This window comes from Paenarthrobacter sp. C1, from assembly GCF_049315185.1.
GTDB lineage: Bacteria > Actinomycetota > Actinomycetes > Actinomycetales > Micrococcaceae > Arthrobacter > Arthrobacter nicotinovorans.
On the sequence record NZ_CP186052.1, the window covers coordinates 4,341,882 to 4,367,615 of the forward strand.

Annotated in this window: 25 protein-coding genes; 10 read left to right on the forward strand and 15 right to left on the reverse strand. The window is 63.4% G+C overall.

The features are described from left to right. Window positions 1–43: 43 nt before the first annotated feature. Both ACNAOU_RS20275 and ACNAOU_RS20280 read left to right on the forward strand, forming a co-directional pair. Window positions 44–955, forward strand: a complete 912-nt coding sequence (locus ACNAOU_RS20275) for a fumarylacetoacetate hydrolase family protein (protein WP_422757613.1) — start codon at window positions 44–46, stop codon at window positions 953–955. Window positions 956–965: 10 nt separating this feature from the next. Next, window positions 966–1,718 (forward strand): SDR family NAD(P)-dependent oxidoreductase, encoded by a 753-nt coding sequence (locus ACNAOU_RS20280; protein ID WP_055975373.1) that lies wholly within the window; start codon window positions 966–968, stop codon window positions 1,716–1,718. A 15-nt stretch (window positions 1,719–1,733) separates the two neighbouring features. On the opposite strand, the gene ACNAOU_RS20285 is transcribed toward ACNAOU_RS20280, so the two are convergent. Next, entirely contained in the window at window positions 1,734–2,900 is a 1,167-nt protein-coding gene (locus ACNAOU_RS20285) for an FG-GAP repeat domain-containing protein (protein ID WP_064723832.1), read from the reverse strand. Between the two features lie 159 nt (window positions 2,901–3,059). On the opposite strand from ACNAOU_RS20285, the gene ACNAOU_RS20290 reads away from it, so the two are divergent. Together ACNAOU_RS20290 and ACNAOU_RS20295 are read left to right on the forward strand one after the other, a co-directional pair. After that, window positions 3,060–4,352, forward strand: coding sequence for an ATP-binding protein (locus ACNAOU_RS20290; protein WP_018779963.1), 1,293 nt, complete (start codon window positions 3,060–3,062; stop codon window positions 4,350–4,352). Between the two features lie 113 nt (window positions 4,353–4,465). Further along, window positions 4,466–5,710, forward strand: a complete 1,245-nt coding sequence (locus tag ACNAOU_RS20295; protein ID WP_110506076.1) for a low temperature requirement protein A — start codon at window positions 4,466–4,468, stop codon at window positions 5,708–5,710. Window positions 5,711–5,782: 72 nt separating this feature from the next. Here ACNAOU_RS20295 and ACNAOU_RS20300 read toward each other — a convergent pair whose 3' ends face one another. Together ACNAOU_RS20300 and ACNAOU_RS20305 are read right to left on the reverse strand one after the other, a co-directional pair. Next, the gene (locus ACNAOU_RS20300; RefSeq protein ID WP_018779965.1) at window positions 5,783–6,319 is read right to left on the reverse strand and encodes an HD domain-containing protein; all 537 of its coding nucleotides are present in this window, start codon (window positions 6,317–6,319) and stop codon (window positions 5,783–5,785) included. Window positions 6,320–6,403: 84 nt separating this feature from the next. Continuing rightward, a complete protein-coding gene (locus ACNAOU_RS20305; protein ID WP_039243241.1) occupies window positions 6,404–7,195 on the reverse strand; it encodes an SDR family NAD(P)-dependent oxidoreductase in 792 nt (263 codons plus the stop codon). A 117-nt stretch (window positions 7,196–7,312) separates the two neighbouring features. Here ACNAOU_RS20305 and ACNAOU_RS20310 point away from each other — a divergent pair, with 117 nt between their 5' ends. After that, the gene (locus ACNAOU_RS20310; RefSeq protein WP_422757614.1) at window positions 7,313–7,951 is read left to right on the forward strand and encodes a TetR/AcrR family transcriptional regulator; all 639 of its coding nucleotides are present in this window, start codon (window positions 7,313–7,315) and stop codon (window positions 7,949–7,951) included. A 26-nt stretch (window positions 7,952–7,977) separates the two neighbouring features. Here ACNAOU_RS20310 and ACNAOU_RS20315 read toward each other — a convergent pair whose 3' ends face one another. Both ACNAOU_RS20315 and gluQRS read right to left on the reverse strand, forming a co-directional pair. Then, complete coding sequence (locus ACNAOU_RS20315; protein ID WP_422757615.1) at window positions 7,978–9,153, reverse strand: serine hydrolase domain-containing protein; 1,176 nt, start codon at window positions 9,151–9,153, stop codon at window positions 7,978–7,980. 25 nt (window positions 9,154–9,178) lie between these two features. Then, window positions 9,179–10,066, reverse strand: coding sequence for a tRNA glutamyl-Q(34) synthetase GluQRS (gene gluQRS, locus ACNAOU_RS20320; protein ID WP_422757616.1), 888 nt, complete (start codon window positions 10,064–10,066; stop codon window positions 9,179–9,181). A gap of 362 nt (window positions 10,067–10,428) precedes the next feature. On the opposite strand from gluQRS, the gene ACNAOU_RS20325 reads away from it, so the two are divergent. The 3 genes from ACNAOU_RS20325 (at window position 10,429) to ACNAOU_RS20335 (ending at window position 13,098) form a co-directional block, all read left to right on the forward strand. Then, complete coding sequence (locus tag ACNAOU_RS20325; RefSeq protein ID WP_026267476.1) at window positions 10,429–10,887, forward strand: Lrp/AsnC family transcriptional regulator; 459 nt, start codon at window positions 10,429–10,431, stop codon at window positions 10,885–10,887. 91 nt (window positions 10,888–10,978) lie between these two features. Continuing rightward, complete coding sequence (locus tag ACNAOU_RS20330; protein WP_422757617.1) at window positions 10,979–12,466, forward strand: WXG100 family type VII secretion target; 1,488 nt, start codon at window positions 10,979–10,981, stop codon at window positions 12,464–12,466. Next, window positions 12,463–13,098: a hypothetical protein gene (locus ACNAOU_RS20335; RefSeq protein WP_189076767.1), complete on the forward strand. Its 636-nt coding sequence runs from the start codon at window positions 12,463–12,465 to the stop codon at window positions 13,096–13,098. Before ACNAOU_RS20330 ends, ACNAOU_RS20335 begins: the two co-directional genes overlap by 4 nt. 28 nt (window positions 13,099–13,126) lie before the next feature. Here the strand turns inward: ACNAOU_RS20335 and ACNAOU_RS20340 are convergent, their stop codons facing one another. Further along, window positions 13,127–13,582 carry an Lrp/AsnC family transcriptional regulator gene (locus ACNAOU_RS20340; protein WP_082010247.1) on the reverse strand — a complete coding sequence of 152 codons (456 nt, stop codon included), beginning with the start codon at window positions 13,580–13,582 and terminating at the stop codon, window positions 13,127–13,129. 101 nt (window positions 13,583–13,683) lie between these two features. Here ACNAOU_RS20340 and ACNAOU_RS20345 point away from each other — a divergent pair, with 101 nt between their 5' ends. After that, window positions 13,684–14,334 (forward strand): LysE family translocator, encoded by a 651-nt coding sequence (locus tag ACNAOU_RS20345; protein WP_039243252.1) that lies wholly within the window; start codon window positions 13,684–13,686, stop codon window positions 14,332–14,334. Here ACNAOU_RS20345 and ACNAOU_RS20350 read toward each other — a convergent pair. The 3 genes from ACNAOU_RS20350 to ACNAOU_RS20360 form a co-directional block, all read right to left on the reverse strand. Continuing rightward, entirely contained in the window at window positions 14,331–14,798 is a 468-nt protein-coding gene (locus ACNAOU_RS20350; protein WP_018779975.1) for an SRPBCC family protein, read from the reverse strand. The two genes, ACNAOU_RS20345 and ACNAOU_RS20350, sit on opposite strands and share 4 nt — an antisense overlap. Next, window positions 14,795–15,166 (reverse strand): ArsR/SmtB family transcription factor, encoded by a 372-nt coding sequence (locus tag ACNAOU_RS20355; protein ID WP_018779976.1) that lies wholly within the window; start codon window positions 15,164–15,166, stop codon window positions 14,795–14,797. Before ACNAOU_RS20355 ends, ACNAOU_RS20350 begins: the two co-directional genes overlap by 4 nt. Window positions 15,167–15,260: 94 nt before the next feature. After that, window positions 15,261–16,232 carry a hypothetical protein gene (locus tag ACNAOU_RS20360; protein ID WP_026267478.1) on the reverse strand — a complete coding sequence of 324 codons (972 nt, stop codon included), beginning with the start codon at window positions 16,230–16,232 and terminating at the stop codon, window positions 15,261–15,263. A 157-nt stretch (window positions 16,233–16,389) separates the two neighbouring features. On the opposite strand from ACNAOU_RS20360, the gene ACNAOU_RS20365 reads away from it, so the two are divergent. Continuing rightward, complete coding sequence (locus tag ACNAOU_RS20365; RefSeq protein ID WP_018779978.1) at window positions 16,390–16,869, forward strand: DUF4383 domain-containing protein; 480 nt, start codon at window positions 16,390–16,392, stop codon at window positions 16,867–16,869. Window positions 16,870–17,046: 177 nt separating this feature from the next. Here ACNAOU_RS20365 and ACNAOU_RS20370 read toward each other — a convergent pair whose 3' ends face one another. From ACNAOU_RS20370 to ACNAOU_RS20395, 6 genes are all read right to left on the reverse strand, one after another. Continuing rightward, window positions 17,047–19,095 carry a glycosyl hydrolase family 28 protein gene (locus tag ACNAOU_RS20370; protein WP_422757618.1) on the reverse strand — a complete coding sequence of 683 codons (2,049 nt, stop codon included), beginning with the start codon at window positions 19,093–19,095 and terminating at the stop codon, window positions 17,047–17,049. A gap of 208 nt (window positions 19,096–19,303) precedes the next feature. Further along, window positions 19,304–20,488, reverse strand: a complete 1,185-nt coding sequence (locus ACNAOU_RS20375; protein ID WP_039243563.1) for an IS30 family transposase — start codon at window positions 20,486–20,488, stop codon at window positions 19,304–19,306. Window positions 20,489–20,580: 92 nt separating this feature from the next. Then, window positions 20,581–21,396, reverse strand: coding sequence for an IclR family transcriptional regulator (locus ACNAOU_RS20380; protein ID WP_064723642.1), 816 nt, complete (start codon window positions 21,394–21,396; stop codon window positions 20,581–20,583). Window positions 21,397–21,483: 87 nt separating this feature from the next. After that, window positions 21,484–22,740, reverse strand: a complete 1,257-nt coding sequence (locus ACNAOU_RS20385; RefSeq protein ID WP_018780314.1) for an aminopeptidase P family protein — start codon at window positions 22,738–22,740, stop codon at window positions 21,484–21,486. Window positions 22,741–22,768: 28 nt separating this feature from the next. Next, complete coding sequence (locus ACNAOU_RS20390; RefSeq protein ID WP_422757619.1) at window positions 22,769–24,142, reverse strand: MFS transporter; 1,374 nt, start codon at window positions 24,140–24,142, stop codon at window positions 22,769–22,771. Window positions 24,143–24,926: 784 nt separating this feature from the next. Further along, entirely contained in the window at window positions 24,927–25,598 is a 672-nt protein-coding gene (locus ACNAOU_RS20395) for a GntR family transcriptional regulator (protein ID WP_018780316.1), read from the reverse strand. Window positions 25,599–25,734 lie beyond the last annotated feature (136 nt).

Genomic DNA, 25,734 nt, shown 5'->3' on the forward strand with positions numbered 1-25,734 from the left:
ACACTAGAGTTCGGATGTTAGCCCCGAACGCACGGAGGAAGCCATGACCTTGAAATTCGCCAGGCTGGGTACGGCCGGAAACGAACAACCGGCCGTCATCGCCCAGGACGCCCACGGCCTCGAAAAATACTTCAGCCTCACCACCCTCACCCAGGACATCGACGGCAAGTTCCTCGCCTCCGACGGCATCGAACGCACCCGTGCAGCCCTGGAAAACGGTGAACTCGCGGAAATTTCGACCGAGGGGCTGCGCATCGGCGCACCCGTCGCCCGCCCCGGCGCGGTGGTTGCCATCGGCCTGAACTACACCGCGCACGCTGCCGAATCCGGTGCCACGCCGCCCGAAGTTCCCGTGGTGTTCCTGAAGCCGAGCAACACCATCGCGGGACCGTTCGACGCCGCCCCCATCCCGCCGTCGTCCGAAAAATACGACTGGGAAGTGGAGCTAGCCATCGTGATCGGCCGGGAAGCGTCATACCTTTCCTCCGTTGAAGAGGCGGAGATGTGCATCGCCGGCTACGCCGTGGCCAACGACCTCTCGGAGCGCGAATACCAGATTCCCGGCGCTGCCGGACAGTGGACCAAGGGCAAGACCCTCCCCGGCTCCACTCCCCTGGGACCCTGGCTGGTACCCGCTGCGGACATCGACGCCGCCAACCTCCGGCTCCGCACCCTGGTCAACGGCGAAGACCGCCAGGACTCAACCACCTCGGACATGATCTTCGACCCCGCCACGATCGTCCACCACCTCAGCCAGTACATGATCCTTGAACCGGGCGATGTGATCATCACCGGCACTCCCGAAGGCGTCGCCCTGTCCGGCCGTTTCCCCTTCATCCAGCCGGGTGACGTTGTGGAACTCGAGATTGAAGGCTTGGGCCGGCAGCGCCAGGAGTTCTACCGGGCACAAGCAGGATCGGCCCGCCCTGTTTCCTTCGCCGGCACCAACGCCTGAGGGCCGCGCCATGACCGGCAAGGAATTCGACGGCCTCGCAGCCCTCGTCACAGGCGGTGCCTCCGGTATCGGGGCGGCCATTGCGGACCGCCTCGCCGCAGGCGGCGCCCAAGTGGCGGTCCTGGACCTCGCTCCGGAAACCAGCCCGCACTTCGGCGTGCACTGCAACGTGGCCGACGACGCCTCGGTGCGCACCGCCGTCGAGAGTGTCGCCCAACAGTTCGGTCGCCTGGATATCGTGATCAACAACGCCGGGATCGGTGCGCAGGGTGACATCGCCGCGAACGACGACGAGGAATGGCTGCGTGTCCTCAATGTCAACGTCGTGGGCATTGCCCGCGTCAGCCGCGCGGCCTTGCCGCACCTGCGCCAATCACCGGCCGCGGCGATCGTGAACACGTGCTCCATCGCAGCGACCGCCGGCCTGCCGCAACGTGCACTGTACTCGGCGTCAAAGGGCGCGGTCCTGTCGCTGACCCTCGCCATGGCCGCGGACCACGTCCGGGAAGGAATCCGCGTGAACTGCGTCAACCCGGGCACCGTTGATACCCCCTGGGTGGGCCGCCTGTTGGATTCGGCCGCTGACCCCGCCGGCGAGCGCGCCGCACTCAATGCCCGCCAGCCGCACGGCCGGATGGTGGACCCCGCTGAAGTGGCCGGCGCCGTCGCGTATCTGGCGAGCCCGCTGTCAGGTTCGACGTCGGGCACCTCGCTGGCGGTCGACGGCGGCATGCAGGGTCTGCGGCTGCGTCCGGTTCAGTAACGGGCCGGGGTTGTTTCAGTAGAGCCCGTTGAAGATGTTCCACCCCCAGCCAACAGTCTCCACGCCCTTCCAACCGCCGCGCCCATCGCCGTAGTACATCAGCAGTTCGCCGGCGCTGTTGACCCCGTGGATATCAGCGAAGCCGTCACGGTTGAAGTCCCCGGCACTGCCGATCTTGCCCAGCACGTTCCACCCTTGGCCTACTTGCCGTGGCGCCAACCATCCGCCGCTCCCGTTACCGCCGTAGAGGAACAGACGTCCCGCCTTGTCCTTGGCGAGGACGTCTACCGTGCCGTCGCCATTGAAATCGCCTGGCGTAATGAGCAGGTCCATGACGCCCCAGCCCTGGCCAACATGGACCCGGGGTGTCCAACCACGGGCGGCTTTGGGATAGAGGTAGAGATTGCCATTGGGTTCAGCGGCCAGGAGGTCGTTGTACCCGTCGCCGTCGAAGTCCCCGGGGCCCACAACCTTGTCCATGGCGTTCCAGCCCCAGCCGATCTCCGACGGATAGGCGTTCGCCGGGAAAGTTCCGTCTCCCCTGCCCCAGAACATCCAGAGCCTCCCCACTGCGTCAGTAGCGAGGAGCTCGGTTTTGCCGTCGCTGGTGAGGTCGCCGGCGCCAATGATCCTCGTGTAGGCGCCCCAGCCGGGGCCTATCAGCTGGGGCGGTTTCCATCCTTGCGTTGTGTCCTGGCCCGCATAGAGCATGAGCGCGCCATCTTGCCGACGTCCCAGAAGATCGAAGACTCCCCTGTCCGTGAATCCTTCCGCGCGCATGGGCTGGCTTTTGACCACTTCGGATTCCTTCACCACCACCTCCGCCGGGTGGCACACCTGCGAGCCCGTGACCACGGCAGAGATCCGGGTTCCGACGTCCTCGATGTCCAGGTCATAGAACTGCGAGTATGCCGGCTCCGGCGTCACCGGCTCTCCGTCGCGAAGCCACTGGATGGAGTAGCCGTGCTGCGGGTCCGGGTCACAGGAGGAGAAGTACTCGTAGGCGCCACTGACTGACAAGCCGCTCCCGACATAGGCGGGGCCACTGATGCTGAAATCGTCCGGTTCCACGGCATTCGCAGCCGGAACCGGGACGGTGGAGGCCAGGATCGCGGCCAGGATTGCGGCCGCTGCGGCTACTGCCCGCTGCGGCGAGGTTATGACGCCCAATGCAGAACCCACGTTGCTCCCTTGAACATGCTGACAGTTTCCTGCGCCCATCTTAGGTTCGCCCTCCGACGCCGTAACGCAACGGGGCCGCAACGTTCGGCAGCACTGCTTCGCCTATGCTCAACTCCAAGGAATCAACGGCGACTCACTTACTGCCCAGGAGAAGAACTCATGACCAATTGGCGCATCCGGGACTTTCACTCGTCCGATCTAGACGGGATCCTGCACCTCTGGGAGTCGCTCAAGGCCGACGGCGTGGAGCCCGTCTATGCGTTATCGGAAGTCCTCGCATCCTGCGAGAAGGACCACGCGGTGGTGGCGGTGCAGGGCGAGCAGGTGGTGGGCGCCGCCGTCGGACGTGCCGCGCACGACCAAGGCTGGATCGTTTTCCTCGCCACCCTCACCGAGTTCCGCGGGCGGGGCATCGGCACCTCACTGCTGTCCGCCGTCGAGAACCGCATGGCCCCGCACGGCCTGAACAAGCTGTCCGCACTGATGCCGGAAACCGAAACGCGCGTGGAAGCGTTCCTGGGCCGCGGCTTCGTGGTGAAGAAGAACCTGCGCTACTTCGAGCGGACCATTCCCGTGCAGCGCCAAGAGCTCGGCGCGCTGGGACTGCTCGGCGGGCGGATCCTGGCGCGTGATTTGTGGGAGAACGTGGCGGGCATGCGCCGCGAGAAGGAACTGCTGGAGCGCCGCTTGGTCCTCCCATTGGCCGAGGCCGACCTCGCGGACGAATACGGCGTGGTTCCTCCGCGGGCAGTGGTGCTGTTCGGTCCTCCGGGCACGGGCAAGACCACCTTTGCCAAGGCCATCGCATCGCGTTTGGAATGGCCGTTCGTGGAAGTGTTCCCATCCCGGCTGGCCTCGGATCCCAAGGGCCTGGCCGGTGCACTGCGGGAGACCTTCCTGGAAATCGCCGAATTGGAGCACGCTGTGGTGTTCATCGACGAGGTGGAGGAGATCGCCTCCCAGCGTGCCGGAGATCCGCCGTCGCCGCTGCAGGGCGTCACCAATGAACTCCTCAAGATCATCCCCGCCTTCCGCGAACAGCCCGGCCGTTTGCTGGTCTGCGCCACCAACTTCATCCGCGCACTCGATACCGCGTTCCTTCGCCACGGGCGCTTCGACTACGTCATTCCCATCGGGCTGCCGGACGTCCACGCCCGTGAGGCCATGTGGCAGCGCTTCATTCCGGCGTCGGTGGTGGATGCCGTGGACATCCCCCAGTTGGTGGAGCGGACGGAAGGCTTCTCGCCGGCGGACATTGAGTTCGCGGCGCGCAGCGCCTCCCAGCGTGCCCTGGAGAAAGCCGTGTACGACGACGGTGCTGCCGCCCCCAACGGACGGAAGGGTCCGGTCACGCAGGACTACCTCGACGCGATCGCCGATACCCGGACGACCGTGAGCGCCGAAGTGCACCAGGACTTCCTGGAAGACATCGACGTCCTGGGCCGCGTGTAGGCTTTGGCCGCAGGAACGCCGGAGCCGTGCGGGAACGCCGGAGCCGTCCAGCGATCTGGACGCGAACCGGCGATCTGGACGCAATCCGGCGATCCGCCGGTAATCTTTGAGCCATGTCCACGAATCCCCTTCGCCATGCCCTCTCCCGGATGGGCGGCCGTGATCCCCACGAGAAGCACCGAACTGCCACACCGCTTGAGCTGTTCTTCGACCTGACGTTTGTCATCGCTTTCGGCGTCGCCGGTAACCAGTTCGCGCATGCCGTGGCTGAAGCCCATGTTGGGCCGGGTTTGCTCGGATTCTGCTACGCCATGTTCGCGGTGATCTGGGCATGGGTGAACTTCACGTGGTTTGCCAGCGCCTATGACACCGACGACTGGGTCTTCAGGGTGGTCACGATGGTCCAGATGGTGGGGGTCCTCATCCTCGCCATGGGCATCGAACCGATGTTCCATTCACTGGTGGAGGGTGACCACGTCAATAACGTGGCCATCCTCATCGGCTACATCATCATGCGCGTTGCCCTGATCTTCCAATGGCTGCGTGCGGCCCGCCAGGACCCCGAACGCCGTGAGACCTGCCTCCGCTACGCCAAGTACCTGGCGCTGGTGCAGGTGGGTTGGGTCGTAGCGTTGGTGATCGAAACCGATGTGCTCACCACGTTCCTTTTGGCCGCACCCTTGTTCGTCCTGGAGATGTCCGTCCCTGGGCTTGCCGAACGCAAAGCCCGCACGCCTTGGCACGCGCACCACATTGCCGAAAGGTATGGCCTGCTCGCGATCATCGCCCTGGGCGAATGCCTGGTGGGCGCCATTGAGACGCTCCGGGCCATCGTTGCCCTGCACGGCTGGACGCTGGATGCCGCGCTGGTCGGCTTCAGCGGCACTGGGCTGGCGTTCGCCATGTGGTGGATCTACTTCATCCTGCCGTCAGGCCCCGCGCTCCATTTCCAAAGGCACCGCTCCTGGGTGTTCGGCTACGGGCACATGTTCATTTTCGCTGCGATTGCCGCCACGGGTGCCGGGCTGCACATCGCTGCCTACTTCATCGACCACGAGGCCAACATCAGCGGGGCAGCGGCCGTGGCCTCGATAGCCATTCCTATTATTTTGTTCAAGGTTTCCCTGACCACGCTCTACGGCATCATGCTCAATCCGGATCGGGAGCTGCTCTGGAGCACAGCTGTGGTGGTTCTTGGCCTGGCGGGAAGTATCGCCATGGCCGCAGCGGGCGCATCCGTGCCTCTGTGCATGCTGGAAATGATGCTGGTGCTGGGCCTGTCCATCGCATACGACGAACGGCGTGGGCACAAGGGCCGTGCCGCGGCACTTCGCCGGCTGGAAGCTGCGGCCGGCTAGGGCAAGCTACCCGGGGGGGCTTAGGGCGGGCACGGGTGCGCCCCCGGCCCGCCCCGCCACGCAGCTACTCAGCTACTCAGGAACGATCTCGTCCAGTTCCGCAAGCAGGTGCGGGTTGATCCGCTCAAGGATCTGCTGGACTTCCTCGCGCGGAACTGCCGAATACAGCACCGGGCGGGCATCGGCGTAGCGGGTTACCGGGGGTTTGTCCGGCCACTTCTCCGCGAGGGCCCGGACCCGTTCCGGCAAGGAGTTATGGGCGTTGTCCGCGATCTTTACCAACGTGGCGTCGTGGTCCTCCGCAACGTAACGGATGCCGGCGTCGTAATCATCGGGATCGTCGTGGAAGCGGCGGGTGACGCGCTCGATAATGGCCAGTGCCCGCTCTGACACGCCCATCTCCAGCAGCGCTTGCCGGGTGATGGGCGTGTCCTCGGCGATGTCGTGAAGGTACCCCGCAATCCGGATATCCTCGTCAAAATCGGCAAGGGCATCGCCGACAGCCAGGACATGCTCCCGGTACGGGCGCTTCAGTTTGTCCTTCTGGCGGTTGTGGGCCACCTCCGCCAGGACCTTGGCTGTCTCTACGGTGAAGCGTGGTTCGGTCATGCTGGCCTCCGGCTTGGCAACGGACCTGCGGGGACAGGTCCTTTTACTCAGGCTATCCGCTGTTGCCGCGCCGGAAGTACCGGCCTAGGAGTCCTGGACGGCCCGCGCGGCGATCGCAACGGTCACAGCCCTGGGCAACCGCTGGGCGAAGGCAGCGCCTACCCGGTTCATCCACCCGGAGACAACGCTGCCGGGAGTGACCTTGCGGTCCAGCGCCTTGATGGCCGTCTCCACCACCTGGGCGGAGGTCTGCATCCTGCCCACCGCCGCGGACTGGCTGCCCAGGACATCGAAGAACTCCGTGCGTGTGGCCCCCGGGCAGAGGGCCAGGACATTGAGCCCCGAATCCTTGGTTTCATGGGCGACGGCTTCCGTGAAGCTCAGCACGAAGGCCTTGGTTGCGCCGTAGACCGCCATGCCGGGAATCGGCTGGAAAGCAGCCGTGCTGGCCACATTCACCAGCGCGCCCTTGCCCGACTCAAGCATTCCGGGCAGGAAGGCCCGCGTGATATCCACGAGGGCAGCTACATTGAGCGAGATCTCGGAGGCAATAACGGCCGGGTCTTCCTCCACCAACAGGCCATGGGTGCCGAAGCCGGCATTGTTGATCAAGGTGTCCACGGTGATGCCGCGTCCGGCCAGTTCCTTGAAGAGCTCTGCGCCTACGCCCGCCCGGCCCAGATCCATGGGTAGCACTGTCACGGTGATGCCGTGCTCGCTGCGCAGTTGCTGCGCCAAATCTTCCAGGCGGTCAACACGACGGGCAACCAGGACGAGGTTGGAACCCCGGGCGGCGAAGCGCTGCGCGAATTCGGCGCCGAGCCCGGAACTGGCTCCCGTGATGAGCGCGGTGGTGTCGGAGTAGGTCATGGTCATGAAGGGGTCCAATCGTCGGGGCGGGAAATGCTGGGGCGGGGACTGATGTAGTCGCTGTCTACATGGTAGGCAGTGGCTACATTGTTGTCAATGCCTACATTGGCTTAGACTTGACCCATGATCGAACAGCCATACCACCACGGCAAACTACGGGAAGCCCTCTTGGAGCGCGCCATGGAAACAATCGAGGAGGCCGGCGTCGAGGGTCTTTCCCTCCGCCAACTCGCCCGGGACGTAAACGTCAGCCACGGGGCCCCAGCCAAGCACTTCCGTGACAAGCAGGCGTTGATCGACGCCTTGGCGATGGCAGGCTTTGAATCGATGAACCACCGCATCCGCACAGCCGCGGAGTCCGGCGGCACCCTCCAGGAGCGCTTTGTCAGCGTCGCGAAAGCCTACGTCGGATTCGCGGTTTCCCGGCCCGCCCTGCTGACCGTCATGTACTCCACCAAGCATCACCCGGATTCCAGCGCCGAGCTTCGAAACACCGGTGGGCAGGGAATCGAAATAGCCCAGGCAATGATCATCGAAGCCCAGGATGCCGGCGAACTGGCCCCCGGCGACCCCGAAACGTTGGCCATGGTGTGCTTCGTCAGCCTTCACGGCGCGGCGCTGCTCGCGGCCGGCAAGCACCTGGAGGGAACAACGGTGGATGCCATGGTCTCCGCCACCACCGACACCCTCTGGGCAGGCATGGCTGCGGGTGTGCCCGCAGCCAAAATCACGCAGGCAAGCCACGCAGGGCAGCGCAACTAGCCCAGCGCAACAGCCCTGCGCTGGATCTACGGCGTCAGGCCGGCAATGGCTTCCCGCACCGCGGAGCTTAGCTGGAAGTTACGGCAGCCCACTCCCCCTGGCTCGGCCTGCTGCGGCACGTAGCCAAAGCCGAGCTCATACACAGGGTCCGCAAACCCCAAAGAGGCGCTGGCGCCGTCGTGCCCGAACGCCCGGTAACTGCCAAACGGCATCCGGCTGTGCGACTTCATGAAAACGGTCCCGAAGCAGCCGGTCTCGCCGAAAACCCGGTCAATGCCGAAGACTTGCTCAGCGGTCACGGCGCGGATGGTCTCTTCAGCCAGCAAGGGCGCGACGGCGGTTTGCCCGCCGGCCAGGGCCTGCCCGGCCAGGGCCTGCCCGCCCAGGGCCTGCCCGGGTTCGCCGGCCAGGCCCGTTGAAGCCGCCGCATAAATCCTGGCCATGCCATCGGCACTGGACACGCCTGCCGCCGAGCTCAGTCCCGCGGCACGGACTTCGCGGATATTGGGCAGGTCCAGGATGTCGCCAACGGCGGCATTGGCGGCAAGACCGAAATGGCTTGCCGGGTCCACCCATGGCCAGGAAGGATCAGCGGCCCATCGGAAGGGCGCAAAGCGGGACTCCTCGGATTCAGGGAGCCCAAGGTAAAAGTGCGCACCGGTTACGGCCCGGATGCGGCGCTCGAAAATCTCCTGGAGCGTCGAGCCTGTGATCCGACGACACAACTCCTCCATGAAGATTCCGATGCTGAGCGCGTGGTAGCCGAACGCTGCACCGGGCTTCCACAGCGGGGGCAACGCGGCGAGCCTCGCCGCAGCCAGCGCAGAGTTGTTGACCTCGTCCAGGGTCAGGCCTCCCTCGGGCCCCAACAGTCCGGCCTGATGGGACAGGAGCTGCGCAACCGTGATCGAGGCTTTGCCTTCGATGCCGAATTCGGGCCAGTACTTGACCACCTCGGCGTCAAGGTCCAGCTGGCCGTCCTGCACCAGCAAGGCCATGACCAGGCCCGCCATACCCTTGGAACAGGAGAACACTCCCGTAACGGAGTCGGGGCGGATATGCGGTCCCCCACTCAGGTCCAGGACTTTGACGCCGCGATGATACGCGGCCACCTGGGCGGAATACTCCGGATCCTGGGCCAGGAAACGGCCGAAGAGTTCGGCGACGGATTCGAAACCGGGGGCGACCATCTGTGAATGCATCCAGCCAGCCTACGTGGTGCCCTCTTCAGGCCTGGGGAGTTATCCACACCCAGGGCTCTTTGGGCAGCCTCGACGGATCGAAATCCGCCAGGGCGTCCTGCAGTGATCCACCGGGCAGGCCGAGCGATTCCAGCATCAGGCCGCGGACTCGCGCGGCGGGAATCCCGACGGCGGCGAGGTCGTCCAGCGTTACGGCACCGTCGCGCTTTGCCAGCCTGACGCCGTCGTGGTTCACCACCAACGGAACATGCGCATATACGGGAACCGGCAAGCCCAACAGCGTCGCCAAGTACGCCTGCCGCGGGGTGGAGGGAAGGAGGTCGTCCCCGCGAACCACCTGGTCGATTCCCTGGGCGGCGTCGTCCACCACCACGGCCAGGTTGTAGGCAGTGACGCCGTCATTGCGACGCAGCACAAAGTCGTCCACCACGCCCTCAAACGTGCCGTGCAACTGGTCCTCAACAGGCCACCCGCCAACCCCGGACCGCAGACGGATCGACGCCGGGCGTGAGGCGCGCCTGATCTCCCGCTCGGCGTGGGACAACCGCCGGCACGTCCCGGGGTAGGCCCCCTGCGGAGCATGCGGGGCGGAAGGCGCTTCCTGGATCTCACGTCGGGTGCAGAAACACTCGTAGGTGCGCCCCTCCGACGTCAGGCGCTGGATCGCAGCGTCGTAAAGTGCCGCGCGCTCAGTCTGGCGCACCACATCCGCATCCCACGTGATGCCGATGGCCCGCAGATCACGGAGCTGCCCGGTTTCCGCGCCGGACCTGGCACGGTCAAGATCTTCCACGCGCAGCAGGAAATCACGGCCAGTGGACTTCGCGAACAGCCATGCCAGGATGGCCGTGCGGAGGTTGCCAACGTGCAGCTCGCCGGACGGGCTGGGGGCAAATCGCCCTGCGGAAGTCATGCACCAAGCCTATGTGCCATCCCTGCACAACCGGGCAACACAGCCGGGCAACACAAGAGCCCCTCAGCTACCGCAACGATCCGGTGGCTCAGGGGCTCTTGCTGTGCTGTCCGCATCAGCGGACGAGTGCAGAATGACAATGCTGTGAACAAGAGTCAATCAGCGGCTGCTTCCTTGCGGGAAACCTGTACAGGGCTCCGGGTGGTGTTCCGGGTGCCTGTTGCCGGCGGGCTTCGGCGGTAGCCTCGTCCTGCTTCGTTGCCATCATTTCACCAGGGGGCATACAGTAGGTGCAACAGGAAGTCATTTTCTTGATCGATCTGACTACTCCAGAAACAAAAATCCGACAGGAAGTGGTCATTTTGCAGGAACTCGACGCGACCGACCGCAGAATCCTCGCTGCGCTCGACGACGATCCCCGCGTTCCCATCATGGTCCTGGCCCAGAAGCTGCACCTCGCGCGGGGGACGGTCCAATCCCGCCTGGAACGCATGACAACCTCTGGCGCCCTGCGTGCCAACAGCAGCCGCGTCCTGCCATCCGCCCTGGGGCGTGGCGTGGCTGCGGCGGTCAGCGCAGAGCTCGACCAAAGCCACCTGAACGAGGCCATCGCGGCCTTGCGCGAAATCCCGGAAGTCCTGGAATGCCACGCACCCGCCGGCGATACCGACCTCATCATCAGGGTGGTGGCCAAGAGCCCCGACGACCTCTACCGGGTGTCGGAGGAAATCCGGCTGTGCCCCGGCATCGTCAGGACCTCCACCAGCATGTTCCTCCGTGAGGTGATTCCGTACCGGACAACGGGCCTGCTTCTGGAGTAGTTCTGCACATAGGGAAGTTGTCCCCATGTGCCATGCTCCGCAGGCGGCCTAGGATGGGGCCAGATCATCAGCACACAACAATGGGGGCGACGTGGCGGGTAACTTCTATGGCTCAGACGTCGCACAGCTGCGTCAGCTGGCCAAGGAACTGTCCCGCAATGCGGACAGCCTCACCACCTTGGGACAACAGTTGTCGGGGTCCATCACCAACAGTCCCTGGCGGGGGAACGACGGCGACCGGTTCCGTCACGAATGGAACAGCTCGCACTTGCGGGCCCTCCAGAGCGCGGCTTCCGGCATCAAGGCCGCTTCCCGGAGCCTGTTGAAGAACGCCGACGAACAGGCCGCCGCGAGCAATGGCGGGGCCGGCGGCTCCGGCTCCGGCGGCGCTGGCGGAACCGGCGGCTCCGGCGGAAACGGCCAGGAGCTCACGGATCTGCTGAACGGAATGACGCCCGAAGAGCGGGCACAGTACCTTCGAAGCGACGAATTCAAGAAGTGGGCGCTCGAACATCCGCAGGACGCCAAGGCCGCCATGGATGCCGCAGCCGACTCGGGCCTGATCGAGAAGAAATCGCCCGAGTACTCCCAGTTCCTCAGCGATTACTGGAACCAACAAGCCATGCGGGAGATGGGGATCGACCCGTCCACGTGGGACACCAGCAAGGGTACCGAGTACAACTGGGAAACCATCAAAAAGGTCTACGACTTCTACGGGCAGGCTTTCCTGTCCAACCCGGACCTTCAGTGGGCCGGCATGGCGAATATGATCGGCCCTTCCTTCGCCGGCGGGTTCAAGGACATGGCCATGCTCCGCGATCTGGCACAGCAGATCGCCGACAATCCGGCGTCGGACATCCCCATCCCGGTTCTCGACCAGATCGAGCAGCTTGCCGGCATGACCGACGCCGAGATCAAGTTCTACGAAACGTCCATGCTGGACATGAACAAAGAGATCTTCCTGGACCAGGCCCGGCAGCACGAGGCCTACATGAACGGTGGAATCGACGAAATCAACCGCCTCAGGGACTCCGGTGCGATCGACCCGGAAACTGCGAAAGCATGGGCCCAGATTGATTCCGGCGATCCCGCACAGATCAAGGAAGGCAACACGGCCCTGTTGTACCGGGAGCAGAACGAGATCATCGCCGACGATTACACTGACATGCGCAACCATCCGGGAGGGGAAGCCGTGACGTACATGGTCACCCTCGCCGGCGAGCCTTCGATTCCCGGCGCGAAAAGCTACCCGGAAGTCTTCCCCTACAAGTTCAGCGTGGAAAGCCCCGGCCCGGAGAACCTGCCCTTCACCAACTGGGACAACCCGACGCAGTTCCGGACGGACTTCACCACCGGCTTCCCGGACGGCAACATCGCCGACGCCGAGCAACGCTGGGCCCTCATCAAGCAGGACACCCTCCCCGCTTACCAGGACCTGCTGGCCAACAATCCCCAACAGGCCCGGGACATCATCGGTTCGGATTTCAACGACCGCGTTGAACAGTACAGGCCCACCAACAACATTCCGGGAATCATGGACCGCTTCCTGGACGGCTTCGATGCCGAGGTTCACCAATGACCCGGACCAAGTGGCTTTCGCGGCTGGCAATCGCCGTGGCGGCTGGCTTGGGAATCCTCACCACCACCGCATGCCAGTTATCCGTCCCCGCTTCTCCATCAACTTCCCAAGGGAGCACAGTGATTACCTCGGAATTCTCCACGCTTGATGCCGCAGGTGTCGACCGGATCAGGACCGACAAGCAAGCGCGCCTGGACATGAGCAGCGGCAGCCTGCAGAAATCGGCTGTGCGTGTATCCGAGGACAGCTACGGCCCGGAAATCAACACCCAGGACTCCGGGAAGATCAACCTGGCCATTGTCGGCCCCAGCGGAGAGATCACCGCACAAACGGACCGGATCCGGTTCAAGACCACCGATTCACGCCCTGATTTCACCGAGGTCACGTACTTCCTCACTGCAGCTTCCGCAGAGGAATTCAACGCCCTGATCCGCGAGGGAGTGGACAAGTACGGCATCGACGCCGACGACGCCGAACGCTGGATTTCCTCCACCAGCAAGGACCCTTCCGCCAAGAGCGACTACTCATTGACGTCGGGGACCAGCACCGGGCTGGAGGTCAATTACGACCTCCGCTTCGACGGCTCCAAAGACACCCAAGTCATCATCGTGCACGTGAGCCCGGCCAGCTGAACGGCCAGCTGAACGGCCTGCCGGCAGGCTAAACCGGCGGCCCGATGTTGGTCTTCAGGTTCTTCATGACCAACGTTGACGTCAGCCGCTCCACCGCTGGAAGGGCCGCAAGCTCGTCGTCGTAGAAACGCTGATAAGCGGGCAGGTCCGCGGCAATGACCTTCAACAGGTAATCGGGCGAACCAAACAGGCGCTGGGCCTCCACGATGTTGGGGCTGGCGGTGACCCTGGCCTCGAAGGCGGCCATCGTTCCCCGGTCCACTTGGCGCAAAGTCACGAAGACGATCGCTTCGAAACCAAGCCCCACGGCGGCGGGGTCGATGTCCGCGCGGTATCCGCGGATGACCCCTGTCGCTTCCAGGTCGCGGAGCCTTCGATGGCAAGGAGCGACGGTTAAACCGACTTTGGAAGCCAGCGCTGTGGCCGTCATCCGCCCATCCTCTTTGAGGTGGCGCAAAATACTTCTATCGATACCGTCAATCACGCAAATATCTTACCGAGAATCAGCTCTTCAGAGCTAAAAACGGGAACACTTATGGGCGCTTTTTACCTAGAGTTTTCGTACCAACTAACTCTGGAGAGATCGTGAACCCGCAGCTTTTCCTCGCCTTCGTCCTCGTGGCAGTCACCTTGGCCTGCACACCGGGAGTCGACTGGGCGTACTCGATTTCGGCGGGCCTGCGTCAGCGCAGCTTCGTTCCCGCCGTCGCCGGCCTCTGCAGCGGTTACGTGATCCACACGCTCCTGATGGCTGCCGGACTCGCTGCCCTCCTGGCCGGCGTTCCTGGGCTCCTCGGGTGGCTGACCATCGCCGGTGCGGCCTACCTGCTGTGGCTTGGCATCGGCACCATCCGCTCGTGGCGAGGCGCAAGCTTCAGTGCGGAAGACGGCGTCGTGAATTCCGGAAACCAGCTCCGCACGTTCTTCCAGGGCATGGGCACCAGCGGCATCAACCCCAAGGGGCTCCTGTTCTTCGTGGCCCTGGTGCCGCAGTTCGTCAGCCCGGATGCGGCGCTGCCCGTCCCGGTGCAGTCGGGCTTACTGGGGTTAACCTTCGTGATCCTTGCAGGAATGGTCTACACCGCCGTGGCCCTGACCTCCAGGAAGCTGCTGGCCTCCCGGCCCGGCGCCGCACGGGCCGTCACCCTGACCAGCGGGATCGTCATGATCGGGCTGGGGACGGTGCTGTTGTCGGAGCAGGTTCTTCCACTCGTGCTGCGCTTCCAGGCGTTCTAGGTGGCGAGCAGTTCGTCCAGGCGCTCGTACCCTTCCACCACTCCGTAGTTCATTCCGGTCGCCAAGGCCATGTCGCGCGCTTCAACCGTTGGGTAGACCTCGTGCGCCACGATCCGGGTGCGGCCGTCGATTTCCTCGAAGGTGGTGCTGCTAATGCCGACCTGGTTGGGGGCTCCATCGAATTCGAACGTCATGATGATCAGCTCATCCGCGTCCACTGTGTGGAAGATGCCGTGGAAGCCAAACATCTCGTCGCCATGTCCGCTTTCGTAGTGCCAACTACCGCCGGTGGTCGCGTCGTACTTGGTGACGTTCAGCTTGGCATCCCGAGGCCCCAGCCACTTGGCCAGGAGGTCCGGATCAACGTGGGCTTTGAAAACCGCACTGACGGGGGCGTCGAATTCCCGAACGGTATCGACGAAGGGGACGCCGTCGTCTGCGGTGATGGTGGTTTCGTTGCTCATTGCAGTTCCTCTTTCTTTGCTTGTTCCTGTGGGGAGGTGTGGGTGGCGAGCAGCTGGTCGAGCCGCCGGAAGCGGGACTCGGCGATCAGGCGGTACTGATCAATCCACGCCGTCAGGCGTTCCAGTGCTGCGGCGTCCAGGTGGACGGGCCTGCGCTGGGCATCCCGGGAGCGGGTCACCAGTCCTGCATGTTCCAGGACCTGGATGTGCTTGGAAACCGCCTGCTTGGAAATGGCGAACGGTTCCGCGAGCTCGTTGACAGTGGCATCTCCCCGGGAAAGCCGGGCAACGATGGCCCGCCGGACCGGATCCGCCAGCGCCATAAAGGCCTTGTCCAGGGCGTCTTGGCCTGGAGCATCCTGTGTCATTTACCAGCAAACCTTCCATAATCAACCAATCGCTTGATCAATCAATTGGTTGATTAAGAGAATACGCCTGCACCCCTTCGTGTGCAACGGTTTTTTACTCCCCGCCCAGCTGCCTGAAGTCGTTCTCCCACAAGCGCCGCATCTCGGCGTCCTTGCGGATAACCTCCACCGATTCAAGCTCCGCCGGCGGGGCAGCCCGTCGGGACCACGGCGTCAGCGTCCGGCGTCCCTGGTCCAACGCCAAGAGGGCCCTGTCAGTGAGGGCATCATTCTTCAATGCCAAGTTGGTTTTCCTGCGGCGAAGGACTTCCCTCAACGCCGCCTGGGCAGACTCAAAGTCGCCCCGCGCCCGCTGGGAACGCGCCCTGATCAGCAACAACGCGGCCGAGAGGTCATCCGTGTTCAGCAGTCCCTCCGTCCAGACCACCACATCGCGGTGGCGTTCCAAGGAGAACGCAGCCGTGCACCGCGCCAAGGCCGAAGGCAACGACGGCGGCAAAGCTGCCACAGCTTCGAGAGCGGCTTCGGTCATCCCCATTTCCCGCAGACAGTGGGCCAGTGCCAGGAACACGGACTCTTCGCTGAACAGCACCGGCACCTCGATGCGTTCGGCGACCTCAACCCGGGTGACCACCTGACCAAGGTACATGGCCGAGAACTGGCTGGCGTCGTCGTCGATCCTGGTTGTCAACCCTCGCTGCAGCAGTTCCGACGCCCGCAAGAACCCGCCGTGCTTATAGACAAGCAGGCCTGCCATGATGTGGCACAAGCCCGCCCAGCCCGGGTTCATCCGGGCGAACGCAAGGAGACGGTCCGGATCGGTGGAGGAGAACACAGCCTCATGCATGGCCTTCGCGGGCTTGGAGGACAGCATCTTCAGCCTGGGAACACTGCCCACGAGGGACAAGCGCGCGTGGTCTCGGCCGCTGAGGACACCGGAAAGGACTCCATTTACGCCGTCGGCGAGTCCGCGCACCGGCGTCCGTACGTACCCTTCCCGGAAGGGCGTCAGGTCCCGGACATCATGAAAAATCGTGTGCACCCGACCATTCGGCACTTGGCTCATGAATCCATGCTAACCGCCGCCTGAACTGCGCTCATCCCCCTGCTATCCAGAGCATTTCAGGAGTATTATGGCGGCGTCGGCAAGGTTTGGCGACACCCCTTGCCGCAGGTCGGCTCTCCAGGAGAAGAGCCGGATAACCGCGTGAAAGGGAGGACTGATGACCACCGCTTCGCACCCCGCCGAACACCACCACATGATGGGGTTGACACTTCGCAACACCGCCATGGGCGTTGGCATTGTATTTCTGCTGGTAGGCGTCCTGGGCTTTATCCCGGGAATCACCACCAATTACGGCGCCATGACCTTTGCGGGACATGAATCCGGCGCCATGCTGCTTGGAGTCTTCCAAGTGTCCATACTCCACAACATCGTTCACCTGCTGTTCGGCGCGGCCGGACTGGCCATGGCAAGGAACGACCGCATGGCCCGCCTGTTCCTCCTGGGCGGCGGCGCTGTGTACATCGTTCTTTGGATCTACGGCCTGGTCATCAACCAGGAAACGGGCGCCAACTTTGTCCCGTTCAACACGGCCGATAACTGGCTCCACCTGATCCTTGGCGTTGCCATGATCGGCCTTGGTGCATGGCTCGGCAGGGACGTCATGGACGAAACCAGCGCTACGCGAAGGAAGATGTAACCTTCGACGCCGCTTGGCAGAACAACGACGGCGGCCGCCCCCTTCCCGGGGACGGCCGCCGCTTTTTGCACCCCTCCACCCGCCTCCGCCGAGATGCCACTTAATGACAATGTTTGCGCGCCCGGATTGTCATCAACTGCCAACCCGACGGCGGATGGGCGCCTGCAGCGGCGGGCGCTACCGGGCCGCCGGCATGGGATGGACATCCGTGAACGTGTTTCCCGTGGAGTACTGGTCCAGGCGCCAGGGATTGGCGTTGTTCCGCACGCTCTGGAACGTCACGCCGTCAAACGCGGAGTCCCGCAGGCCTTTGATGTTGGCGGGGTTGACGTTCCGGAACACCACGTCCTGGAAAGTGAAGGCGCTGAGGGTGGCCGTTCCTTCGCCGAGGGACGGCCCTGCCTGGATATCGATCACCGGTTTGCTGTCGGATACAGCCATGCCGCAGGTGGGCGAGTTGTTGCCGTCCACGGAAATGTTCCGTATCACCACGTCCTTGAACGTGGCCGATTCAGCGGCGACATATCCGGACGGTGACTGGTTATAGCTGAGCGACATGATGAAAGCACTGCTGCCCATGCAGGCCATCGCGGTGTCGCGGAAGAGGAAGTCCCGGCCGCCTCCGGCCATGTCCGAGGTACTCTTCATCCGGAGGCCGCCGGTTTCAACTTTGTACATGACGTTGTCCTCAGCGAGGACCCGCTGCACCCAGGCTGCCGTGTTGGAACCGACAGCGACTCCCCCGTGGCCCATGCGCATGTAATTGTTGAAGATCCAGACGTTCTCGCTCGGCCTGCCCAGCGCCCCGTATTTGCCCTGCCCGGCCGCAAAGTTGACTTGGTCGTCTCCGGTGTCGAAGAAGTTGTTCACGACAATGCCGTTGTTTGCACCGCCGAACTCCAGACCGTCACCGTTGTTGGCGTTGAACGTGGTGTGCCGCATTCCGTTCACCGTGCTGTTTTCCGTGTCCAGGATCATCACACCGTGGAACGCGGGGTTGTCCGCTGTGACGCCCTCGATGTACAGGTTCTTCACTCCCATGAAGGTCATCAGGCTGGAGCGGTATTGGCCGTACAGTACGGAATCGTCCAGGGTTTCCGGCCTGTTGATCACCCCGGTGAGGGATTCCGGGCGCTCCTTGGCCCTGCGGAACTGGTCCGCCGCCAACAAGCCATCGTCCAGGACCTTGCCGGCGGAGCTTGCCGCGTATTGCGGAAGTTCGTTCCCCGCCTCATCCACTATCGACCCCTCGGCAGTGCGCTTCCACCCGTTTCCGTCCACCACGCCTTTACCGACGATGCGGACATTGCTGGCCGCAGCGCCAGGTTCGCGTCCCGCCGTCGAGCGGCCGTTGTCGTCCGGAAGGACATTAAGGAGCGACGGCGGCCGGCGGTAGTTCCGGTATTCGGCCTCGGCGGGGAGGGGCTCAGGTACCGGGTAGAGGTAATAGCCCTTCTCCAAGGGGTAGTCCTCCGCTTGGTCGGAGCCGAGCAGGCGTGCGCCCTCCTGGAGTTCCAGGGTCATGTCCGAGTGCAGGAAGAGCGCCCCCGTTTTGAAGGTTCCCGCAGGAACCACCACAGTGCAGCCCGGTGTTCGACAGGTATCGATGGCCTTCTGGATTGCCTTGGTGTTGAGGGTCTTTCCATCGCCCACAGCCTTGTACGCGGGATTGGTGATGGTGACTTGGTGCCGTTCGGGCGTGGTGGTGACGGTGATTGGCCCACTCGCCGGAGACTCGGTTCCGTCTTTCCTCACAGCGGCCACGCTGAACTGGTAGCTGGTGCGCGGCGACAAGCCGGTCACCGTGAAGTTGTGGGCCACAGTCCGGACGTGGAATCCATCCTTGTCGGCGGCCCGGAACGCGTCCACGTATTTCTGGGCGGGCGAAAAGATCCGCGCGTTCTCCTCCGCGGTTCCCAACGCACTGCCGTTCAAGTAGACGCGGTAGTCCACGACGTCGTCGTAAAGGTCCGGCTTGTTCCACACCAGCAGCGTCTTGTCACTACCGGTAGCCTGCGCAGGGACACAGAGGTTTTGTGGTGCCCTGCCGTTGCCTGAATCAAGGTGGATGCTGGAGGTGGAACATGCCGGGCTGTCCGTTTTGCCGGCTGGAGCCGCAGAGGCCGGCGGGCCTGCGGCCACAACACAGCCCAACCCCATCACTGCTGCCAGCGCGAGGCCTCCCAGGCTTTGGCGTATTTCCGGTTTTCTTCGGGTCGATCGCATGGATGATCCTTCCCGGGGCACAACGGCGTGCCCCAGTACTTGGAGGCTAAGGGCTCTCCGGGAATGTTTGGGAAACAGTAAGAAAACGTTTTCTCAGAACACCCTAGGAAGGTTTGGGGGCGGGGTCAAGCACTTGGTTGCGCGCCGAGATGCCATTTGATGACAATGTTCGCGCGGCAAAGTCAATTGGTGGGAGCAACGCTGGGGGTTAGGCCGCTTGTAGCAGCTGGTTTAGCCGGTTGGCTGGGGTCTCGAGGTTCAGTGTTGGTCTGGGGCGGCGGTTGAGTTTCGCTGCGACCAGGCGGATGTCCTCGGGGGTGTGCACTGAAAGGTCAGTGCCTTTCTCGAACCAGAACCGCAGGAGCCGGTTGGTGTTTTCGTTGGTGCCGCGCTGCCAGGGCGAGTGCGGGTCGCAGAAGTACATCGTCGTATCGAGAGCGGTCTGGATTTTTGCGTAGTCGGCCAGTTCGGTGCCGCGGTCCCAGGTGATCGACCGGCGCAGGTGATCCGGGAGGGAGGCCATCTCCCGGATCATCGCGGCGGCAACGGTTTCCGCGGTGTGGTCCCCTGGCAGGTGCAGCAGGATCGTGAACCGGGTTGAGCGTTCCACCAAGGTTCCGATCGCTGTCCCGTTGGCGCCGATGATGAGGTCACCTTCCCAATGCCCGGGCACTGCCCGGTCCTGGACCTCGGCGGGACGTTGGCTGATCTTGAAGGCCTCTTTATAGGGGCTGTTGGCGCGCCGGTCAGTGCCGTGGGGGATGCGTTGTTTGCGTTTCAGGCTGAGCTTTTCGGCCAGGTCCGCCCGCAGGTTCCCGCGGGTTTGGACGTAAAGGGCCTGGTAGATCGTCTCGTGGCTCACCTGCATAGTCTGATCGTCACCGAAGTAATACGCCAACATCGAGGAGATCAGCTTCGGACTCCACCCGTCATCCATCCAGACGCCGATCAGCCGGCACAAACCCTCGTCCTTGGCCAGCCTGAAGGGTTTGGGACGGCGCCTGTCCTGATGCGCTTTGGCGTGAGCGACCGAGGCGTAGTACTTCCCGTCCGCGCTCGTGTGGCGTTTGACCTCCCGCCAAACTACGGACTTATCCCGCCCGATCAATGCGCCGATCTTCGCGTAACTGAGGCCCATCCGCACACCCATCTGGATCATGCCTCGCTCTTCCAGACCCAACGCACGGCCAGGGCCCCCGACTGAAGGAGCAGGATCGGCAAGACCTCCGGTAGCACCCCGGTTCACGGTCATCATTAGGCCAGACTGAACCCACCAATTGTGCCCGGTAGCGTGCACCGCCCCGACACGCCGGGCAGCAGTACGAACAGGCATCCCCGCACACACCAAATCAAGAAACTCAGTACGCGCAGCCTTGGGGAACAACTTGACCATAAAACGCTCCATCAATCAGAGCGTTGCAACGACCCTATGACTTTGCCCGCGGCGGATTGTCATCAAATGTCACCTCGACGGCGGATGGGCTCCTACCGCGGGGAGCGGCCACCCAGGCGTGAGGTGACCTTGGCCGCCGCTGCGGCGCAGGCTTCGCCGAGGCTGCCCAGGGTGTCCTGTGAGACCCGGAATTTGGGGGCAGGAATCAAGACGGAGGCCACGATGTCGCCCCTGTGGTCGTAGACCGGCGAAGCAACCCCGACCTCTTCGATGGAGGTTTCGCCGAAGTTGGCGGCCCAGCCCCGTTTAGCGGCTTCTTCAAGCCGAGCCAGGTAACTTTCGACAGAAGCTTCGTCCAGGCCCGGCAGGGTGATGGAACCACTGCGCAGCAGGTTCCGCACCCTGTCCTTGTCTTCGTTGGCAAGGAACACCTGCACCGATGAACTCAATGCCTCGTTGTAGCGGGCTCCGAGCGGGGCCAGGTGTTTCACCTGGTGGCGGCTGGGGATCTGCTCCACGCACATGGACTCGACGCCGTTCCACACCATGAGGGCGCTCGTCTCGCCCGTGCGTTCGGTCAACTCCCGCAGTACGGGGTAGGCCACGCGTCGCTCTTCGAGTTCCGCCAGGAGGGGGCCCGCCATCGCGATCATCCCCAATCCCAAGCGGAACCTGCGCGAATCGACGTCGCGCTCTACCAGGTTTTCCTGCTCAAGCGTGGCCAGGATGCGAGACACCGTACTCTTGTGCAGGCCGATCCGGCCCGCGATTTCGGTGACCCCCAGGAGCGGCTCGTCTGCAGTAAAGCTCCTCAGCACCGCGATGGCGTTGACGATGACGGACGTGCTCTTGCTGTCGCCGTTACCGTTGTTGCCGTCAGGAGTTTCGCTGGTTTCCGTGGGAGTCATGGGTTCACTATATTTCGCCGCGGCGGTCCGGAAGTTCCGGACCGGGGCCGGCGGACGCCGTGCACTGCGCCCGCCGGCCGTTCCACCCTAGGCTCCGATGATGTTGTACTCGGGGCCGAACGGGAACTTGGTGATGTTCTCCGCACCGTCCTCGCCGACCACCAGGATGTCGTGTTCCCGGTATCCGCCGGCGCCCGGCTGGCCGTCCAGCACAGTGATCATGGGCTCCATCGAAACCACCATGCCGGGCTCGAGGACCGTGTCGATGTCCTCGCGCAGTTCAAGACCGGCTTCACGTCCGTAGTAGTGGCTGAGCACACCGAACGAGTGGCCGTAGCCGAAGGTCCGGTTCGCCAGGAGGCCGTGGCTGATGTAGATCTCGTTGAGCTCCGCAGCGATGTCCTTGCAGACAGCGCCCGGCTTGATGAGTTCCAGTCCGCGCTTGTGGACCTCAACGTTGATGTTCCACAGTTCCAGTGAGCGGGCATCCGGTTCGCCGTAGAACAGGGTGCGCTCCAGGGCGGTGTAGTAGCCGCTGGTCATCGGGAAGCAGTTCAGGGACAGGATGTCGTGTTCCTGGATCTTGCGGGTGGTGGCCCAGTTGTGGGCGCCGTCGGTGTTGATGCCCGACTGGAACCACACCCAGGTATCGCGGATTTCCGAGTCCGGGAAGGTCCGGGCAATCTCGTGGACCATGGCCTCGGTGCCGATCAGGGCTACCTCGTACTCCGTGATGCCTGCCGTGATCGCGTTGCGGATGGCTTCACCGCCCAGGTCACCGATGCGCGCGCCGTGTTTGATGACAGCGATCTCTTCGTCGGACTTGATCATGCGCTGGCGCATGGCCGCCTGCGCAACGTCCACCAGCGTCGCGCCGGAGAACGCGGCCTGGATCTTGTTCCGGTTGTCCAAGGGCAGCGAGTCATCCTCGACGCCGATGCGGCGCGGGTTGATGCCGCGGGTCCGCAGGACTTCCTGGATGGCATGAATGTAGTTGTCGCGGCGCCAGTCCGTGTACACGAGGTTGTCGCCGTAGCTGCGGCGCCAAGGCATACCGGCGTCGATATTGGCCGTAATGGTGACCGTGTCATCCTTGGTGACCACCATGCCGTAGGACCGGCCGAAGTAGGTGAAGAGGAAATCGGAGTAGTACTTGATGGAGTGGTAGCTGGTGAGGACGACGGCGTCGAGGTCCTTCTCGGCCATAATCCTGCGAAGGCCGGCGAGGCGGCGTTCGAACTCAGCGTCGGAGAAGGTCAGCGAAACCTTTCCGCCGTTGTGAAGGACCTTGGTGCGCTCGAGTTTTGCGACATCGTTGACGGACTCGTTTTCGGTGATGGTCATGGTGGTTCCTTTCAATGGGTTGGTTTGTCTAGTCCTGCTGCAGCGGCTTCTTTGACGTTTCGGCTGCGAAAAGGACTGCGATGAGGGAAACGAGGGCGGCGGCCACGAGGTACCAGCCGGGGGCCAGCTTGCTGTGGGTCATGCCGATCAGGAGTGTTGCCATGAACGGTGCGGTGCCGCCGAACAGGGCGTTGGAGAGGTTGAAGCTGACAGCAAAGCCGGTGTAGCGGACCTTCGTGGGGAAGAGTTCGGCGAGGAAACTGGGCAGGGTACCGTCGTTGAGGGTGAGCATCCCGCCCAGCAGGATCTGCACCAGCACGATCACCAGGAAGTTGCGGGTGTCCAGGAGCATGAAGGCCGGGACGGTCAGCAGGATGAAGAGGACTGACGCCGTCATGAGCATGCGCTTGCGGCCGAATTTGTCGGAGGCAATACCGGTCAGGAAGATGAAGCCGATGTAGCTGGCCAGGGCAATGGTGGTGGCCAGGAACGATTCCGTGGCTCCGAAGCCCAGCTCTTCCGACAGGTAGGTGGGCATGTAGCTGAGGATCACGTAGAAGCCGACGGCGTTGAGCAGCACCGCACCGGTGGCGATGATGAGCTGCTTCCGGTAGGTCCTGAACATGGCGAAGGCAGGTGCTTTGACTGCGGTGTCCTTCTCGGCCAGTTCACGGAATGCCGGCGTGTCCTCCAGCTTGGTCCGGATGTAACGACCAATCAGGCCCATGGGTGCCGCAAGCAGGAAGGGCAGGCGCCAGCCCCATTCGTTCAGCTGCTCTGTGGTGAGGATCGAACTCAGCAGGGCGGCCAGCAGGGATCCCAGCAGCAGTCCCGCTGCCGTACTTGCAGGCACGACGGCGGCATAGAGTCCGCGGCGATTGGCCGGTGCGTACTCCACCAGGAAGGCGGACGCGCCTGCATACTCGCCGGCGGCCGAGAAGCCTTGGACTACCCGGACCAGGAGGAGAAGGATGGGCGCCATGACGCCGATCGTGGCGTATCCCGGGATCAGGGCGATGCAGAAAGTCGCCACCGACATGAGGACGATCGAGAGGCTGAGTGCTTGCTTGCGGCCGAGCCTGTCTCCGATGTGGCCCCAAATGAAACCGCCGAGCGGCCTCACGAAGAAGCTGATGGCGAAGACTCCGAAGGTCGCGAGCAGGGCGGTTTGCCGGTCGGACTCAGGGAAGAAGACCGAGGAGATGATGCCGGCCAGATAACCGTAGACGGCGTAATCGAACCATTCGACAAAGTTGCCGATGAAGCTGGCGGTGACAACCCGCCGTCGGGTGTCTTTGCTGACTGTGTTCTTGCTGGCTGTGTTCTTGGGGCTGGGTGTGTGGTTGTGGCCGGAGGCGGGTGAGGTGCCTTGCTCGGATGCCACAGAGGATTCATTGCTCATGTGTCCACCAAAATCATTGGGGTTGCATTCAACGCAACGCTGTTGCACCAGAGTATGTGTGCTGTGGATCACGGTCAAGGGGTGATTTGCAAAATTTCGAGCGGCTTCCCTGGCGAAGTGCTGCGGAGAGTGAACGCCAGGTCGAATTTGCTACTTGTTGCACTGAGTGATTTTAAGTTGCACTGAGCGTTGAAGCTCGCCCAACCCTCCCTCACATCCCGCGCCCTTCAACCCAACGCTTCATCACACCCCACGCCCTTCACCCCAACGCTTCATCACACCCCGCGCCCTTCACCCCAACGCTTCATCACACCCCGCGCCCTTCACCCCAACGCTTCATCACACCCCGCGCCCTTCAACCAAACCCTCCCTCAGCCGCACAAGAGGGAAAGCCCGACGTCGGCACCCAGCCTGGGTGCCGACGTCGGGCCTCGCGACTCACGGACAAGCGGGCAGCATCAGACTCCCGGCGATTTGGGTCAAACCCAGATCACACCCAGCTCAAACACGCGGAACGTGAGCAAGCGTCGGAAAGGAAGCACGCGGAACGTAAGGAAGCGTCCACACCAAACACGCGGAACGCGAGCAAGCGTCCGCACCAAACACGCGGAACGCGAGCAAGCGTCCGCACCAAACACGCGGAACGTGAGCAAGCGTCCAGCTCAAGCACGTGGGATGTGGGGAAGCGACCAGCTCAATCACGCGGAACGTGAGCAAGCGTCCGCGCCAAGCACGCGGAACGTGAGCAAGCGTCCGCGCCAAGCACGCGGGATGTGGGTGAGGGTCAGAGGACCTTGCGGATGGTCTCTTCGAAGCTGACCACGTGATTCAGGGCCAGCTCGGCGGCGAGATTTTCGTCGCCGTCGGCGATGGCGGTGAGGAGGTCGGCGTGCTCGGAGATGTGGCCGGAGACGGAGGGCATCTTCTCGAGCATGTGGCACCAGATGCGGGTTGCGAGGTTGTCGTACCTGATGAGGACGTCCTCGAGGTGCGCATTGGCCGAGGCTTTGTAGATGAGCCGGTGGACCTGAATGTCGTAGCGCATGAGTTCGGTCGAGGAAGCATCCTGCCCCTCGAGGTCCCGGATGGCGGCAGCTACGGCGCGGAGTTCATCGCGCATTGCGGGGCTTGCCATGCGTGCGGCCTTGCGGGATGCCAGGGGCTCCAGGAGTTCGCGTATTTCGGAGACTTCAGCGAGTTGGGTGATGTCCACTCCGGTGGCGAACGTTCCGCGCCGAGGGTAGGAAACCACAAGGTGGTCGCTCTCCAGGCGCTTGATGGCCTCACGGACGGGGGTGCGGCCGATGCCGAGTTCGGCCGCGATCTGGCCGTCATTGATGGGATCGCCAGGCTTGATGTCCAGCATGATGAGCCTGTCACGCAGCAGCAGGTAGGCGTTCTCCGCGAGGGACGTACCCTGCGGAGCTGATTCCAGTGCTTCCAAAGCTGTGGTCATGGCTCTCTCCCGTTGTCGCAATCCCAGTCTGTCGGACGAGTTGCCGCAGACCTGTTGACGACCATGTGATCTTCAACATACTATGGCAACAGTTCTAATATATCAGTTGCCCAACAGTCGGCCACTAGACAATCGT

Bases quoted from the DNA above. Each gene is read 5' to 3' on its own strand.
- ACNAOU_RS20275 (WP_422757613.1), top strand. From the start codon at position 44: ATGACCTTGAAATTCGCCAGGCTGGGTACGGCCGGAAACGAACAACCG.
- ACNAOU_RS20280 (WP_055975373.1), top strand. From the start codon at position 966: ATGACCGGCAAGGAATTCGACGGCCTCGCAGCCCTCGTCACAGGCGGT.
- ACNAOU_RS20290 (WP_018779963.1), top strand. From the start codon at position 3,060: ATGACCAATTGGCGCATCCGGGACTTTCACTCGTCCGATCTAGACGGG.
- ACNAOU_RS20295 (WP_110506076.1), top strand. From the start codon at position 4,466: ATGTCCACGAATCCCCTTCGCCATGCCCTCTCCCGGATGGGCGGCCGT.
- ACNAOU_RS20300 (WP_018779965.1), bottom strand. From the start codon at position 6,319: ATGACCGAACCACGCTTCACCGTAGAGACAGCCAAGGTCCTGGCGGAG.
- ACNAOU_RS20305 (WP_039243241.1), bottom strand. From the start codon at position 7,195: ATGACCATGACCTACTCCGACACCACCGCGCTCATCACGGGAGCCAGT.
- ACNAOU_RS20310 (WP_422757614.1), top strand. From the start codon at position 7,313: ATGATCGAACAGCCATACCACCACGGCAAACTACGGGAAGCCCTCTTG.
- ACNAOU_RS20315 (WP_422757615.1), bottom strand. From the start codon at position 9,153: ATGCATTCACAGATGGTCGCCCCCGGTTTCGAATCCGTCGCCGAACTC.
- gluQRS (WP_422757616.1), bottom strand. From the start codon at position 10,066: ATGACTTCCGCAGGGCGATTTGCCCCCAGCCCGTCCGGCGAGCTGCAC.
- ACNAOU_RS20335 (WP_189076767.1), top strand. From the start codon at position 12,463: ATGACCCGGACCAAGTGGCTTTCGCGGCTGGCAATCGCCGTGGCGGCT.
- ACNAOU_RS20350 (WP_018779975.1), bottom strand. From the start codon at position 14,798: ATGAGCAACGAAACCACCATCACCGCAGACGACGGCGTCCCCTTCGTC.
- ACNAOU_RS20355 (WP_018779976.1), bottom strand. From the start codon at position 15,166: ATGACACAGGATGCTCCAGGCCAAGACGCCCTGGACAAGGCCTTTATG.
- ACNAOU_RS20360 (WP_026267478.1), bottom strand. From the start codon at position 16,232: ATGAGCCAAGTGCCGAATGGTCGGGTGCACACGATTTTTCATGATGTC.
- ACNAOU_RS20365 (WP_018779978.1), top strand. From the start codon at position 16,390: ATGACCACCGCTTCGCACCCCGCCGAACACCACCACATGATGGGGTTG.
- ACNAOU_RS20370 (WP_422757618.1), bottom strand. From the start codon at position 19,095: ATGCGATCGACCCGAAGAAAACCGGAAATACGCCAAAGCCTGGGAGGC.
- ACNAOU_RS20375 (WP_039243563.1), bottom strand. From the start codon at position 20,488: ATGGTCAAGTTGTTCCCCAAGGCTGCGCGTACTGAGTTTCTTGATTTG.
- ACNAOU_RS20380 (WP_064723642.1), bottom strand. From the start codon at position 21,396: ATGACTCCCACGGAAACCAGCGAAACTCCTGACGGCAACAACGGTAAC.
- ACNAOU_RS20385 (WP_018780314.1), bottom strand. From the start codon at position 22,740: ATGACCATCACCGAAAACGAGTCCGTCAACGATGTCGCAAAACTCGAG.
- ACNAOU_RS20390 (WP_422757619.1), bottom strand. From the start codon at position 24,142: ATGAGCAATGAATCCTCTGTGGCATCCGAGCAAGGCACCTCACCCGCC.
- ACNAOU_RS20395 (WP_018780316.1), bottom strand. From the start codon at position 25,598: ATGACCACAGCTTTGGAAGCACTGGAATCAGCTCCGCAGGGTACGTCC.